At 55.6% G+C, this 15,776-nt stretch carries 1 protein-coding gene; it reads right to left on the reverse strand.

Features of this window, described 5'->3' with window-relative positions:
• Nucleotides 1–862: 862 nt before the first annotated feature.
• Nucleotides 863–15,739 (reverse strand): S8 family serine peptidase, encoded by a 14,877-nt coding sequence (locus tag AMM41_RS22315; RefSeq protein WP_228769368.1) that lies wholly within the window; start codon nucleotides 15,737–15,739, stop codon nucleotides 863–865.
• Nucleotides 15,740–15,776: the final 37 nt, after the last annotated feature.

A 15,776-nucleotide genomic window follows, 5' to 3' on the forward strand; every position in this document is an offset into this window, starting at 1 on the left:
ACAAGCACTGACGACTCAGACACGAATCCAGAGGCCTTACCGTCGATCGCTTTTGAGACCAGTTCAATGGCTCCGGATCCCTGAAGGCCTTGAGGATCAAAACCTTGTGTCCAGACGTATCCATCCCGCTGCCCATCGGGCGTAGACGCTGATCCATTTGTATCGTTTGAAGAAAAAGCTCCTGTGGTGCTGAAAGCAACTTTGACTTGATTGCCCACCACAATCACGCTGCCCAATTGCACCGCAGCGAACACCTCCGCTCCGCCCACAAAACTGACGCGTTCAATTTTCGTGGTGAGTAAATCGATCAAATAAATGTCGCTGGTGCTATTGGTATCTGGAGAACCTTCTGCGGCTAGAACCGCACTATCGGTCTGTATGACCAAAAAGCGGCCATCTGCCGTGATCAAAGACTTTTCAATGGGTATCGACTCGGTCAGTCCCAGCACACTGGCGAGGAGGTTGGACTCCGTCAGGTTACCGCCGACCACCAACGCCAAACTCGATTGTGTCTGGTCGCCGCCCCGTGGCGCTGTCTCCAGCAAAATCAGGTCAGAACTGCCACTCCTCGCAAACGTTGCACTGAGTACCTCGAAAGTGCTTGCGGGCGCACTTGCGCCCGAGTAAACAGCATTCAAGCATTGGGTATAGCTCTGGGTTCCAAGGTCGTACACCCACATTGCATAGTGCAGCGTACCAGGCACAAGATCAGCTGAATCCGTGTAAGTGGCTCGCACCAATACGGATTGTCCGTCCTGGGAGAAACCATAGGACTCAACAAGCCACAATAGGCCTTCGCCTATTGAAACTTGGGACAGGTCAGGTGCATCAACACGAAGAAGCATGAAAGCACCTCAACAATTTAAACCACGACATACAGATCGGTGTGCGTCAATGTGGGCGCTTGAAGGCCTGGAAGGGACAAGAACACAACACTTGACAAGGCTCCTGACCCATCCGGATCAAATGAGAGCGTTCCCATCGCAGTGTCCAACAGGTAGTGATCATTGGGATCAAGGGGACGCACGCCCGCACCTTTGACAAATGAATCGGCAGACACCAATCCAGAGGATTCCAGCCCCAAGCCCACAACATCGATACCGAAAGATGTCAGATCAATGATCAGCAGGTCACTACCGCTGACAAAATCAGTCACGGTATCTGCGGCCATGCCTGGCCCGTTGTAAGCAATGATGAACTGGTCGTCTCCGGTGCCGCCGGTAAGCGTATCCACACCGCCCATACCATCCAGGATGTTATTGCCGATATTTCCCATCAATCGATTGTCTGCGCCATTTCCAATCGCAGCCACATCGGTAAACCCAACCAGTTCAATGTTTTCTATTCCTGCTGACAGGTAAACATCCAGCGTAGAACGAATCGTGTCACTACCACCAGTATCAATGATGCTGTCCAATGTATCGGTCAACACGTAAGTGTCGTCGCCAAGCCCACCTTCCAGAGTGTCACGCCCCATGCCACCGGCCAATACGTTGTTCCCGGAGTTTCCGATCAGGTGGTTGTTCAAGGAATTTCCCCCTGCCGAGTAGTCTCCCCCCTCCTCCAGAATGAGGGTCTCAATATTGGAGCCGATGGTGAAGCTGGAATAGGCTCTGACGGTATCCATACCTTCACCAGCCAGTTCAACCAGAATGTCAAACCGGGAGTCAACGATGTACAAATCGTTGCCTGCACCGCCCACCAATCGGTCAACACCTGTACCCCCATCCAGGGTGTCATTGCCTGCAGCACCGACAATAGTGTCGCGGCCCGCCCCACCGTTCAGCTGGTTGTCTTGGTCGTTACCAAAAAGGAAGTTATCCAGTGCATTGCCAGTGAGGTGCACGACGCCCGCAGCGATTGCGGCTGCTTGCAAATTTTCCACATTGGAGGGTGCGGTCATGCTGACTGAAGTGATGATCAAATCAACGCCGCCAGCACCACCAGAAATGACCTCCATGACCATGTCTGCGGCCGAATCCACAAAATATGTGTCGTTGCCTGGCCCGCCGTTTAAGGTGTCATTGCCTGTGCCACCATCCAGGTAGTCATTGCCGCTGGAGCCGTCCAGATAGTCCTTTCCACTGCCGCCGAACAAGGTGTCGTTGCCCAGTCCGCCCAGCAACCGATCGTCACCCGCATTGGCCACCAGCACATCATTGCCAGCCAACCCATACAGCGTATCGTTTGCAATACTGCCGTAAAGGGTGTCGTTTCCTTGTGTGCCACTATTGGAAACTGCATCGCCTTGAATTTCCAGGTTCAGACTCCAGTTCGTCGCCAGCCCTTGTGGGTCAATGGCCTGAATGGTGACAGCGCCCACGGGTCCATTGACGTTTTCGCTCAACGTGAAGCTGAGTCTTTGCAGTTGGTCCAATGTCAACACTTGATCCAGGCGCACTGGCTGCAAATCCAAGGTCACCAACCCCATCTCAGGCAGGCCGACAATCCGAACGGTGCTCAGGGTCGACTCGGGATCGCTGGGCACCAACATGTCCAAGGACACTGTCGACTGCTGAGGGTATTGGATGGTCAACTTGCCAGAGGGGGTTGCAAAGCGCGGCGCATCGTTGACCGGATCGACAAAAATGTGGACTGAAGACTGCGAGATCACCCCATCTGCGTCCACCGCCTGGTAACGCAAATAGCCGGCATCGCCGAAGGCATCTTGCCGGGTCTGGTAGTGGAGTTCGGTCAGCTCGTCTGCCGTCAACGTGGCACCAACAGCCAGTTGGTTGCCGTTTTTGTCCAGCACAGCACCCATCACTGGTATATCCAGCAGTGTGATCGTGACCACTTTACCTTCTGGGTCGTATGGTGCTGCTAACCCTATCAAAACCAAACCTGCGTCCTCGGTCAACACCAACTCCGACGATGCGGCCAACACCGGCGCCTGGTTGTCACCAAACTGCAGGGTCAGGATGTCCGATGTCGAATCACCGAACTCATCAATCGCCTTGACCAACAGGGCTATCTGACCCTGATAGTTTTCCGGTGGTACACCCGATAGGGTCTTGGTGACGGGATCAAAAATGAGCCAGTTTGGCAGCTCAGCCCCCGACGCGTCAGACACCTCGAACAGCAAAGCGGTGCCACTGGTACCGTCGGCATCGGTGAAGGCGTTGTCGGGGATGGCGTATTCAATACCTGCACCAGCCTTCATGAAAACCGGTGCGTCAAAGAAGGTGGTGTTGGCCACAGGCACCCGGTTGCCGACCATCGCACCCAGACTGATCTCGCCATCGCTGAAAACAATGCGTTCGATGCCTGTCAGGGTGTCGGAGCCGTCATTCCCATCGGTAATCTTGTTGTCCACAACAACAATGGTGCATGTCGTTGGGTCCCATGAAACGTTGTATTCGGCCAACGCCCCTGTGTAGTAAGCCACGTCAGAGCCGGCACCGCCAATGACCGTGTCATTGCCTGCACCCCCTGTCAGGGTGTCGTTGCCCTCCATGCCGTTGAGACGGTTATCCTGGTCGTTGCCATCCAGTCGGTCATGCCCGCTACCTGTGATAGCGTGTTCGATCACGGTCCAGTCGGCAATGCCGTAGGTCACCCCTTTGGAGGCGACCAAGCCAAGGTCAAGGTTCACATACATGTCATGCCACATGGGCGATGCATTGATGGTGTCCACACCCGCCTCATCGGTCAAAACACGTGTTCCCGCGCCTTCGAAGCCTTCTTCAGTGAAGATGTAGGTATCGTTACCCACGTCACGCTCGCCGTAGACACGCAACGACAAGCTGTGCAACAAGCCGGTTTCCTCTGCACGAACGTCTTTGATGGTGACTGTCCAGGTACCAGAGGCCTCCTCACCCCAAAACTGCACGCTCGAGAAGTCCCACAGTAAATGGGTCGGCACACCACTGTCAGCGCCATAGAGACCGAAAGGTTGCTCGGCATTCACGGTTGGGCGGTTCATCAGGGTTGATACCGTGCCGTTGGGCGAGGTCAACTCGATGACCATGTCACCCAACCGGGTGTGGCGCAGATCCACACCCAATTCCACGTGCTCAACTTTGATGGCACCATCGATGGTGAAGGTCTTGGTGTAGACCGAACCGGTGCCATCTGGAATCGCCTGCATCATGCCGAACTGGCGAGCCGACGCACTCACCTCGTTGACCGATGTGCTGACATCGGTCCAGGTGGATGCCAGGCGCACAGCCGTGTAGGCATCCACCAAGCCAAAGCCGGCCTTGTCGTTGTAACGCAAGCCACCCAGGTTGTAGTTGGATGCACCGTTGGTTTTCCAGTCCTGGTTATCCGGGTGGGTGGCGGAATAAACCAGAATTTCTTGCACGTCCCGGTAGCCCAAACCGGGGTTGGCTTCCAGCATCAGGGCCACAATGCCCGACACCATGGGCGCTGAGGCAGATGTACCCGAAAAATCGGCGTAGTTGCCAAATTTATTCGCACCCCAGCCTGGTTGATGTCGGTCGGTGGTGATCATGCCCACCCCATAGGAGCTGACCAGCACACTGGCACCCGGCGTAGAAAAGCCAGCCATGCTGCCATCGGCATTGGCAGCACCCACGGTGACCACTTCGCGTGCGTTCTGGAAGTTGTGGTAATTGGTGTCTTCACCATAGGCAGCACTGTTGCCCGCCGCGAACACGAACACCGTCCCCAAACCATTACGCCCATCTTCTACACCGGTTCGCAACGCTTGCCAGGCAAACGTCAAGGCGGTGCTATTGAAGTTGTCGCTGAAGGGGGTGGTGGCACCCCAGCTGTTGTTGCTGACGTCAAACTGCCACTGCAGCCCTAGGGCTTGCGTGATCTGATCCCAAGACCATTTAACGCGTGTCGACACCAACTCTGCGTCGGGTGCAACACCAACTATCCCTGTCTCGTTGTTGGCCTGGGCTGCGATGATGCCAGCCACAAGCGTGCCATGGTCGTCCGGGGGCAGTCCAATCAACATCGGATACTTGGGAGTTCCGTCAATTGTGTCGAACTGGGTGTCATAGGCCAGGGAGAAATCAAGCTGGTTTTGCAAGTCGGGGTGCGATGTATCGATGCCTTCGTCCACCACCCCCACCTTGATGCCTGCACCTGTGATTTGGCCATTGAGCTTGTCAATGCCCGCTGCGGAGAGGTACCACTGTGCGGCTCGCAAAGGGTCTGCCTCGCCACTGTAGAGTTCTCGCACTCGCACGGTGTAACTGCCCATTTCACCGCCATTGCTGCCCACATCCAGGTAATAGTCGCCCATGGCCGTTGCGCTGAATTGCAAGTGCGCATCCAACGCGGCTCCGCTGTTATCGTCAACAGCCAAAACAAGACCTTGCGCGTCCAACAGGCGCAGCGTGGCATCTTTCAACGTGCCACCGGCCCCGTTGCCTGCGGCCAGCACATCCAGCACATAGACCTTGCCCGCTTCCAGAACCACCTTGATCCAGTCATGATCGCTGGGGTCGTTGATGGTGCCGGTTGCTGGCTGGCCAGGAGCAGCAGTGACCCCCGAACGGGTGTCGGCACTGATGTCATCGACGAAAGACACCTCGCCCCGCAGGCGTGTGTCCAGACTGTAGGTCCCCACATTACCCGGCAAATCAGCGCCACTCACCTGCAAGTAATAGCGACCATCGGAAAACACTGACACAGACAGATCCGTTCTGCCCGTCACGGCATTCAGCGTTCCCACGGTGACCAATTGACCATTGCTGTCGAGCAGACGCAATTCGGCCTGCGCCAAAGTACCCAGACTATCGGCAAAGCTCTTGACCGAGAAGTCATAGACGTTGCCCGCAGTCAGGTTGATGGCAAACAGGTCTTTTTCGCCTTCGCTGTCTATGCGCCCTTGAATATTCTCATTGGCGGCCAAAACGCCATGCAGCCCATCCACATAGTTGCCAACCACATCGGGGCGGTCATCGGGCAAGGCCACACCGAGATCAATGACCCGCACCTTGTACTGACCCGTGTGGGTGCTGTCCAATGGCGAAACGTTCAGGGTGAGTGTTCCGCTGCTGACCGCGCTGAACAGCGTGCTGTCGTAGAAAGAGGGCATGCCAGTTGCTTTGTCAACCATGACCATCTCTGCGGCACCACCACCCTGCGGTTGCCAGTTCAGTGCCAGTTGCGCTGAAGCCAAGGGCGCATGCGTCCCATCACGCACAGGCAGCGTCTCGATGCGGTATTTGTGACCCTCCTGCAAGGTCACGGTAAATGTGTCGTTGTCCCCCGCCAAGCCGATTCGGGCAGTGGTTTCTGCACGCACGATCGCCCCCAAAGTGGAGAAATCCAAGGCCACCGCCCCTGATGCATCTTCGTCAGACAAATCGCCAGCGGCCAAAGTGATCCGATAAGCACCCGTGGCACCCGCACCATCGATCACCCTCGCGTAGTAAGTGCCCGCGGTGGCGGCCTTGAAGCTGGCGACAGCCAGACCGTTGTTGGTTTCCAAGCCATCGCCAATAGCCATGCTGCGACCCTGGCTGTCGACCACTTCGACCATGGGGCGGCTCAAGGCCGAGCCGGGTGCGATGTCGACCTTGACCGACAAAACCTGGTCTGCCAGTGCATCGAACTTGAACCAGTCTTCATCGATGTCGGTTGCCAAGCCCACGGAGTCGTAGGCACGCACGCCGAAGGCACCGTCGGACCATTGGATGGCCCCCTCCAGGGTCGTGTTCAGCGCAAGCGCCTTAGCATCCACTTTGGTATTGGAATAGTCGTCCGGCGCACGGGTCACCAGCTTGTAAGTGCCCGTATCGGTCTGCCCGTCGGCCGCCTTCACCACCAGGTAATAAGTGCCATTGGCAGTAGGTGTGAAGACTGTGGCCGGCTCATTACCGATCAGCATGTTGTCCACGCTCTTGAGCAGCGTGCCATCGGCGGCACGAATTTCCAGCAGCGGATCATTCAGCGAACCGTTGCCACTGTGCGAGGCCTGAAGACGGAACACATAGTCCTTGCCTACAGTGAGATTGATGCCAAACCAGTCCTGGTCGTTCTGGGTGAGCAGATGGCCGCTGAAGCTGTCACCCGGGTTCAACATCACCTGGGTGCTGAGGTTGTTGGGTACATCGTCCACAGGCAGGTCGCGCTGGGCCACCAAGACGTTGTAGGTGCCCATGCCCCTGTCGAGGTTGCTAGAAGCCTCAATGTAGTAAACGCCGCTGCTGGCGGGCGCAAAGTACATGCTCGCGTCATTGCCCGCGCCGCCATTGTTGTTGAAGTCAACCAGGCGCCCAGCGCTGTCAAAGATGCGCAGATACGGGTCGACCAATGTACCGGCATTCCCTGCCATGCCGTTGACGCTCAGCTCATAAACACGGCCCGTCTCCAGCGTAACTTTGAACACATCCCGGTCACCCGGAATGCCGATTGCGCCAGCCTGCGCCGACCCCAGAGTCAAAGAAGCGGCCGAGGCATCCATCGAGGACGCAAAATCATCGGCGGGCGCTTGCGAGACACTCAGCTTCCACGCGCCAATGTCGTACTTGAACGCACTCTTGGCTTCCAGGAAATACAGGCCGTTCTCTTTCGGGGTGAAGTAGGCCCTGGCATTCAGGCTTCCGCCAAAATCGTCATAACGGGCGATGAAGTTGCCGTTGGCGTCGCGTATGGTCAGCAAGGGGTCAAGCAGCGGGTCCAATTGGGCGTTGTCGCTCATGTCGCCGACCAGGTCAATCACGTAGGTCACGCCTTTGGACAGGCCCACCTTCACCCAGTCGGTGTCACCGATGTAAGACACCAAGCCTTGCAGCGGGGTTCCGGGCTGGACCAAACCTGTGGTGAACACGTCGTTGGAGAAGTCGTCGGCCAGCGTAGCGCCCTTGAGGATGTAGGTGCCTTTGCTGGCGTTTCCAGAAGCGCCGGCATCCAGGTAATACCAGCCAGAGTCAGGTGCAGAAAAAACCAGCTTGGCGTCTGTTGCGCCGCCACTGTTGTCGTCTTGCGCCAGCAAAATACCCGTGGCAGATCGAAGAGAAATCTGAGGATCGGCCAGCGTACCGCCGTTGGAAGCGCCCAGAGCACGGAAGTTATAGGTAATCCCCTTGTCCAGCCAAACCTTGAACCAATCGTGGTCGGTGAGCACGTTGATCTCGCTGTTGACCGTGAAGGTGTTGCCCCCCGACCAATCAATGCGCTCTGTGGTGGACAGGTTGCCAGCAATGGTGTCCAGGCTTTGCTGTGTCAAGGTCCAAGACCCTTTGTTCTGCCCAGCCACATCGCTCACGGCCAGGTAATAGCTGCCCGACACCGATGGTCGGAAAATCAGCACATCGTCATTTCCTGTGGCGTTGCTGACCAGATCAATGCCTGACTCAATGGGCCTGCCCGCCGAATCCCGGAGTTGCAATTTGGGGTCTACCAAGGACCCACCGCCCGATGAAAGTCCGGTGAGATTAAACTCATATTTGGTGCCTGCGATCAGGTCGGTGCGGATCCAGTCGGCGTCGTTGATGTCACCCACATAACCCTTGATCACCCCTGTCTGTGCGTTCATCTGCCCAAGGGTGTCCACCGAACCTGCATAATCGTCCAGGTACTTCAAGGTGAAAGCATAGTCCTGAATGCCACCACCAATGTTGGCACTGATGACAACATTGCCGCCCTCGTAAGCCTTGCCATTGAGCATAGGCAACCACTTAGCTTCAGCGGACATCCCGTTGTAAAACGCGCCGGATTCCCAGCCATACACCATGCTTTTGAATGAAAGCTGACCGCCGGTTTTGGCATCATAAAAAACGTATGTCCACGAACTGGCATTCAATGTGGATGCTTCAATGGCCAAAGGCGAATTGGGCGCTAAGGTGGAGGAAAAAACGTCAACATCGCTGTCGTAGTCCTTTTTGGCCGACATGCGTTTGTCGTATTCTGCAACGATCAATCCACTTGAATTGTCGCCCATAACGACATTGCTGAAGTGGCCGTAAAAGTCCGGGTGATCGTCGATTCTGATGGTGGTGTCTGCAAACTGCAGGTTCATCACACCTTGCAAGTTGTCCTTTCCGTCGCTCAAAGATCCGCGAGACTGTTGAATAATCAAGCTAGCCCCGTCACGGCGATAGTCATAGTCCACACTGTTGCCCGTAAACACTGCAGTATTGACATAGTTGATGTAATCATCGCCTTTACCGCCCTGGAAGGCACCGGTGCCAGACCCGATGTAAACGTCGTTCCCGGATGTGCCCACGATGGCATTGCCCACCTTGGTGTACTTGGCACCTGAACCATCAAAGCTAAGACTGTCCAACTGAGCTTGCGTCACCACCAGAGTTGACGAACCATGCAGAATGGTCTCGAAGTTGGTGATGGTAGAGTTACTCAGATCAAGGAAACCTGCACCACTCAAGTCCAACGTATCGTTCCCGGTGCCACCATCCAGGGTTGCCGCTAGCGAACCATAAACGTTGAGCTTTATTTTGTCGTCACCTGCACCGGCGTTAACATAAAAGCTGGTGTCACCCGAGATAACCAAACCATCATTGCCATCACTTAGTTTGATTTCATCAAAAGATGAAACCTTGATACCATTAAAGTCAGCTGTTGCATGCCAATTGCTACCCCAGGTTTGTGGCCCTGTCGAGAAAGTGCTTGCATCAATCTTTAGGAACGTGCCTTTCAAAACAATTTCTCGTAAATTGGAATCGGCGGCAATGCTGGCAAGGCTAAGATCTTCTCGATTCCCCAAAATACCCAAGCTTGCGTAGCGAGCACGGGGGTCACCGAAGTAGGGATCATCGTAACGTGCAACTACACTGGAAAATCCTTTGAATGTCGAGGCATCCATGGCCACCAACACACCCTCGCGTATGAAATTAAACTGGAAATTTTCAACATTGACTGCCAAACCTGCATTGAGAACAAAAGCGGCGTAACCGCTAGTTCCAAAATCAACCTTCAGAGTGTCGTTACCGGCACCACCATCCATGGCATCAGCGTAAATGACGCGGTCACCACCACCGAAGTATTCAGAATTTCCTTGCGAACCCGTTACCAAAATGCTTTGGGATGACGCGCTGCTGAACTCGTTCGCTTCAACAAGAAACCGATCATCCCCTGTATCGCCCACCAAGCGATCAAAACCGCTGCCGCCAATGAGGGTGTCATTGCCAGCCCCGCCACTCAACCTGTCGTTTCCGCGGCCACCCATGAGCAGATCACCTTGGCTGCCACCGATGAGGGTGTCGTCGCCCTTGCTGCCGATGACTGCGCCGCTTACCGCAGCAAGCAAGGGGTCTGCCGACGGCAGCAAAATGGCCGCGCCGACACCCAGCTTGGTACTGCCCATGGTCCATTGTGTGGCGGTTCCGCTGATCTGGACTGCGACGCCCTGAATTTCTGAGAAAGCGGCAAGCTGATCGGCCGTCATGGTGACCGTACCGCTGCCTTTGAGCAATTCGACGCCAGAAATGTTCGCGGCAGTGAAGTTTTGCCCATCCAACACCACCATCGTGTCAACGCCTGCACCACCGCTGAACTGATCGCGAACCATGGTTTTGCCAGTGACCACCAAGGTGTCGTTGCCCTCGCCGCCGTCCAGCGTGTCAACGCCTGCACCGGTCACCAAGCGGTCATTGCCTGCGTTGCCGGTCAAGACGTCATTGCCGGCACCTCCTACCAGGATGTTGTCAAGATCGTTACCGACCAACACGTCGTTGCCCGACGAACCGGTCAGACCCACGTAGGGTGCATCTGCCGCCAAACTGCTGATGCCCGGCGTGGTGACGGACAAAATAAAACTGGTATTGGCACCGCCAACACGACTGACCAAACCACCCAGGGCCTGCCACTGGGCTTCCGTCATGGACAAGGACTGCGCAGTGACTTTGATGGCCTCAATGTTAGAGAGAGTCGCCTCAGACAAGTCAACATCAATTCCGCGAACGGTCAGGATGTCGGTACCAGCCCCACCATCGATCACATCACTAACAAGCGACTTGCTGTCAATCACGATTTCATCGTTGCCATCCCCTAGGTTCAAGGTGATCTTGCCAGCGCTCACGGTGACCGAGTCAGCCAAACCGGTGCCCGTCAGCGTGTAGTCGGCGCCATCGCCAACACGCCAAACGTTGATGCCGATCTCAGCCAGATGCACGAGATCGATCAGGCCTCCGCCAACGATTGAAACCGCGCCTAAGCCCACAGTAGAACTCAGCGAAGCCAACTGCTGCGCGGACAGGATAAGCTCGCTAGGGAAAGCCCAAAATCGATTGGAATTGGTGCCTGTTACTTCCAACTCTTCAATATTGCTCAGTTTGAGTTGAGAGAGGTCTAAATTCCATGGAGGGCTTGCCGGCTGGTCCCATGTGTTACCCCAAGGGTGGTACCAATAACTCTCATTGAAATCCAATAGAAGCTTGTCATTCCCCAAGCCTCCATCGAAATCGCCAAGAAGCTTGTATGTGCGAGACGACGAATCAACACTACTGAAAAATTGACTGCTTTGTTGAGACTGTTTGGTGCGCCATATGATCCTGTCATCCCCACCTCCGGCCAGCACCTTGTCAACAGCGACTCCTGGTCCTGTGTTTTCATCCGACTGCAAGTAAATGAAGTTGTTACCAGCGTTGCCTACGAGTGTGTCACTCTGATTGGTGCCTCGCAGGTTGATTGAACCAGAAAGGGCGCTGACATCAAGCGTCCCACCAGCGTCTAATGTCGGGTTCAGGCGGAAGGTGATGTTTTGCGCCGTGGTGAAGCCCATGGCGATCACCTGATCGGGTGTCAGACTGGTGCGGCCGTTGCTTGCGTCCAGCACCTCCACACCGTTCACGGTAAGGCCCGACCAGTTGGTGTCGCCGGTGACCTTCAACGTGTCCGTGCCGCTGCCACCTTTGACGTTGGCTTTGGGCGTTGAGCTGGCAGAGACATCAATCAGATCGTCTCCATCGCCACCGTCCAAAACATTGCTGCCCGATGCGTCGACAAGCCGATCATTGCCGGCACCGCCCAACAAGGTGTCATCACCAGCACCGCCAACAATTTCCTCATCCAGCGAACTGCCCGTTACCACATCGTTGCCGTCACGGGCATCAATGTAGCCGGCGAGTCCGTCACCAAGCAAGGTGTCAGATCCTGTGGTGCCGTACAACACACGGTCTACACGTATCGAATAACCGGTCAGGTCACCCAGTGTTGAGCCATACGCGTTTCCCGACACCACAACGTCGGCTCGCTGCGCCATTCCCAAAAATTCTGAATTATTGCCCCAGTACTGGGGGTTGACGATCCAGCTGCTGGATGAGCCCGGACCAAAAGAGGCACTGAACTGATTGATAGCGCTGTTGTTGCCGAGGTCTTTGAAGGTCAGGACATCGGAAGTGCCTTGGGCGAAGAACTGCACATACAGATTACCCCATGTATAAGTGCTGTTCGCTGTGCCTTGAATGCTGATGCGCAAGGCCGTGCTGGTGGAGATGTCAGACGTGAATTTTTGCTGAAAGTAGTCTACGTCTGACCCAATATTGGTGGCAGGCAAGGAGCCCACCATGGCCTGACCAAGAGACACGGCACCAATGGAGGTGGGCACGTTCGATTCAGCATCCAGCACCACATCACCATCGGCAAACCGCAGAATCTGCACGTTGCTCAGGTTGTCGATGCCGTCGCGACCGGCAACGTTGTCCGCCAGGCGCATACCCAAATTGCCACCCGTCCAAGTCACCGTGTAGTCGGCCTTGTTGCCGCTGAAGATGGCTGTGTTGGATATGCCCGAGCCGCCATCAATCTCATCATTGCCCTTGCCACCCGTCAGCAGGTCGTTGCCATCGCCACCGAGAAGCACATCGAGACGGTCCGACCCAGTCAGTGTGTCGTCTCCCATGCCGCCAATCAGGCGTTCGTAGTCGGCACCGGCCACCAGTTGATCGGCATTGTCGGTACCCGTCAGCTCGCGGCGCAGGATGAAACTGTAACCCCTAGAGGCCATGGGACTAGAGGGGGAAATATCTCCTGTCCAAAAGTGAACATCGCTGGTGCCCGTGGTCTCCCACGTCAAGGTGTAATTGCCGTTCCCCTGTATGTAACTGGTATCGCCTTGGAGGCTGCCACCGTTACCAAACTGGTCCGTTAAATAACCCCCTGTTGTGCCATTGGCCCCAGACAAGACAACCCTTTGTCCCGCCACTGTGTTGAGCTTGAACCAGTCCTCATCACCATAGTAGTTGGCACGGCCGTTCATCCATACGCCGTATTGGATTTGGAAATTACCGGAATCTGCCGCGTTGCCGTGATCGTCCAGCTGAAAAGTGGACTCGATCGTGCCATCCGGACGCATGTACTCAATGGCCTGGATGTTACGCAAGGTGTCAACACCTTCATCGCTGCCATCAATGGGGTCTTGCGGATCAACCACCGCATCGGTCAGCTTGATTTGCCCTTGGGTATTTACCGACCAGAAAAACGCGTCTGCACTGCCCGTGACGCGGTAGGTGTTGTAACCCGCCCCCCCATCGACCGTGTCGTTTCCAGCCCCGCCGATCAAGACTTGATCGCCAACTCCACCAAACAGAATGTTTGCACCATTAAGCTTGGTTTGGCTGCCTACTTGAACATACTGAATTTTGTCGGTCACTTGGACCGTAATCCCATCAAGGGTATCGAAACCATCAAGTTGAGCTTGGGTCATCGAGACCGTACCGCTGCCTTTGAGGACCTCAAGACCAGACAGTGTTGCAGCACTGAGGTTCTGACCATCGGAGACCATCAGCGTGTCAACACCAGCACCGCCACTGAACTGATCGCGCACCGTGGTTTTGCCAGTGACCACCAAGGTGTCGTTGCCCTCGCCGCCGTCCAGCGTGTCAAGGCCAGCACCGGTCACCAAACGGTCATTGCCGGCGTTGCCGGTCAAGACATCATTCCCCTCGCCTCCGACCAGGATGTTGTCACCTGCATTGCCAACCAGCACATCATCGCCTGTAGAGCCCGTCAGACCAACATACAGAGCGTCCTCCGTAATTGAACTGGTGCCCGGTGTAGTCACCGACAAAATGTACCGCGTGTTGGCACCCGTCACTCGGGTGACCATAGCACCCAAGGCCTGCCACTGCTCCTGCGTCATGGACAATGACTGAGCTGAAACCTGAATGGCTTCTATGTTGGAAAGTAAGGCACCTGACAGATCAACGTCGCTGCCTCGAATGGTCAGAGTGTCTGTACCAGAACCACCATCAATCTTGTCCATGACCAGGGACTTGCTGTCAATCACGATCTCATCGTTGCCACCCCCCAAATTGAGGGTGATGACACCAGCGCTCACGGTGACCGAGTCAGCCAAACCAGTACCCGTCAGCGTGTAGTCGGCTACATCGCCAATTCGCCAGGCTTTGATACCAATAGCAGCCAGATGGGCGAGATCGATCAGGCCACCGCCAACGATGGCTACTGCAGTCAAGCCACTGGTGTTGGATAGGCCTGCAATCTGGGTTGAGTTCAGCACGACTTCTTTGGGGTACCCATTGCCTTGTGTGTCTCCAAGCAGGGCCAAGCTCTCGATGCCGGCCAGAGTGAGGCCAGAGAGGTCCAGCATCCAACTGGATTGGTAGAAGTAACCACCCCAAGCGTGGTAAACGTAATGGATGTCATAGAAATTCAGCTCGAGCTTGTCGCTGCCAGTTCCGCCATCGAAGTTGCCTCTGATGGAATACGTGCGATTTGAAACATCGACATCCGTAAAGAACTGAGACCAATTACGATAACTTTGTGTCTGAAGAACTATCTTGTCATCACCTGCACCGGCAATGACGGTATCAACCCCAACACCTGCACCAACATTCTCATCAGAGGCCAGATAGATGGTGTTGTTGCCCAAATTGCCGATCAGTGAGTCACTCTGGTTGGTGCCTCGCAGGTTGATGGCACCCGACAGAGGGCTGACATCGAGCGTGCCACCAGCGGCCAGGCTTGGGTTCAGGCGGAAGGTGATGTTTTGCGCCGTGGTGAAGCCCATGGCGATCACCTGCTCTGCTGTCAGACTGGTGCGGCCGTTGCTTGCGTCCAGCACTTCTACCCCGGTGACCGTCAAGCCCGCCCAGTTGGTGTCGCTGGCAATCTTCAGGATATCCACACCCTCGCCACCATTGATGGTGGCGGTGGGCGCTGCGCTGCCTGACACGTCGATGAGGTCATCACCCACGCCACCATTGAGCACGTTCACGCCCTGCCAATCGATCAGGCGGTCATTGCCACCGCCGCCAGACAGGGTATCGTTGCCAAGTCCGCCCACAATCTCTTCGTCAGCTGCACTGCCAGTGACCGAATCGTTGCCGTCACGGGCATCAATGTAGCCGGCGAGTCCGTCACCAAGCAAGGTGTCAGATCCTGTGGTGCCGTACAACACACGGTCTACACGTATCGAATAACCGGTCAGGTCACCCAGTGTTGAGCCATACGCGTTTCCCGACACCACAACGTCGGCTCGCTGCGCCATTCCCAAAAATTCTGAATTATTGCCCCAGTACTGGGGGTTGACGATCCAGCTGCTGGATGAGCCCGGACCAAAAGAGGCACTGAACTGATTGATAGCGCTGTTGTTGCCGAGGTCTTTGAAGGTCAGGACATCAGATGTGCCTTGGGCGAAGAACTGCACATACAGATTACCCCATGTATAAGTGCTGTTCGCTGTGCCTTGAATGCTGATGCGCAAGGCCGTGCTGGTGGAGATGTCAGACGTGAATTTTTGCTGAAAGTAGTCTACGTCTGACCCAATATTGGTGGCAGGCAAGGAGCCCACCATGGCCTGACCAAGAGACACGGCACCAATGGAGGTGGGCACGTTCGATTCAGCATCCAGCACCACATCACCATCGGCA

It is taken from the genome of Limnohabitans sp. 2KL-3 (assembly GCF_001269405.1).
In the GTDB taxonomy this organism is placed as follows: domain Bacteria; phylum Pseudomonadota; class Gammaproteobacteria; order Burkholderiales; family Burkholderiaceae_C; genus Limnohabitans_A.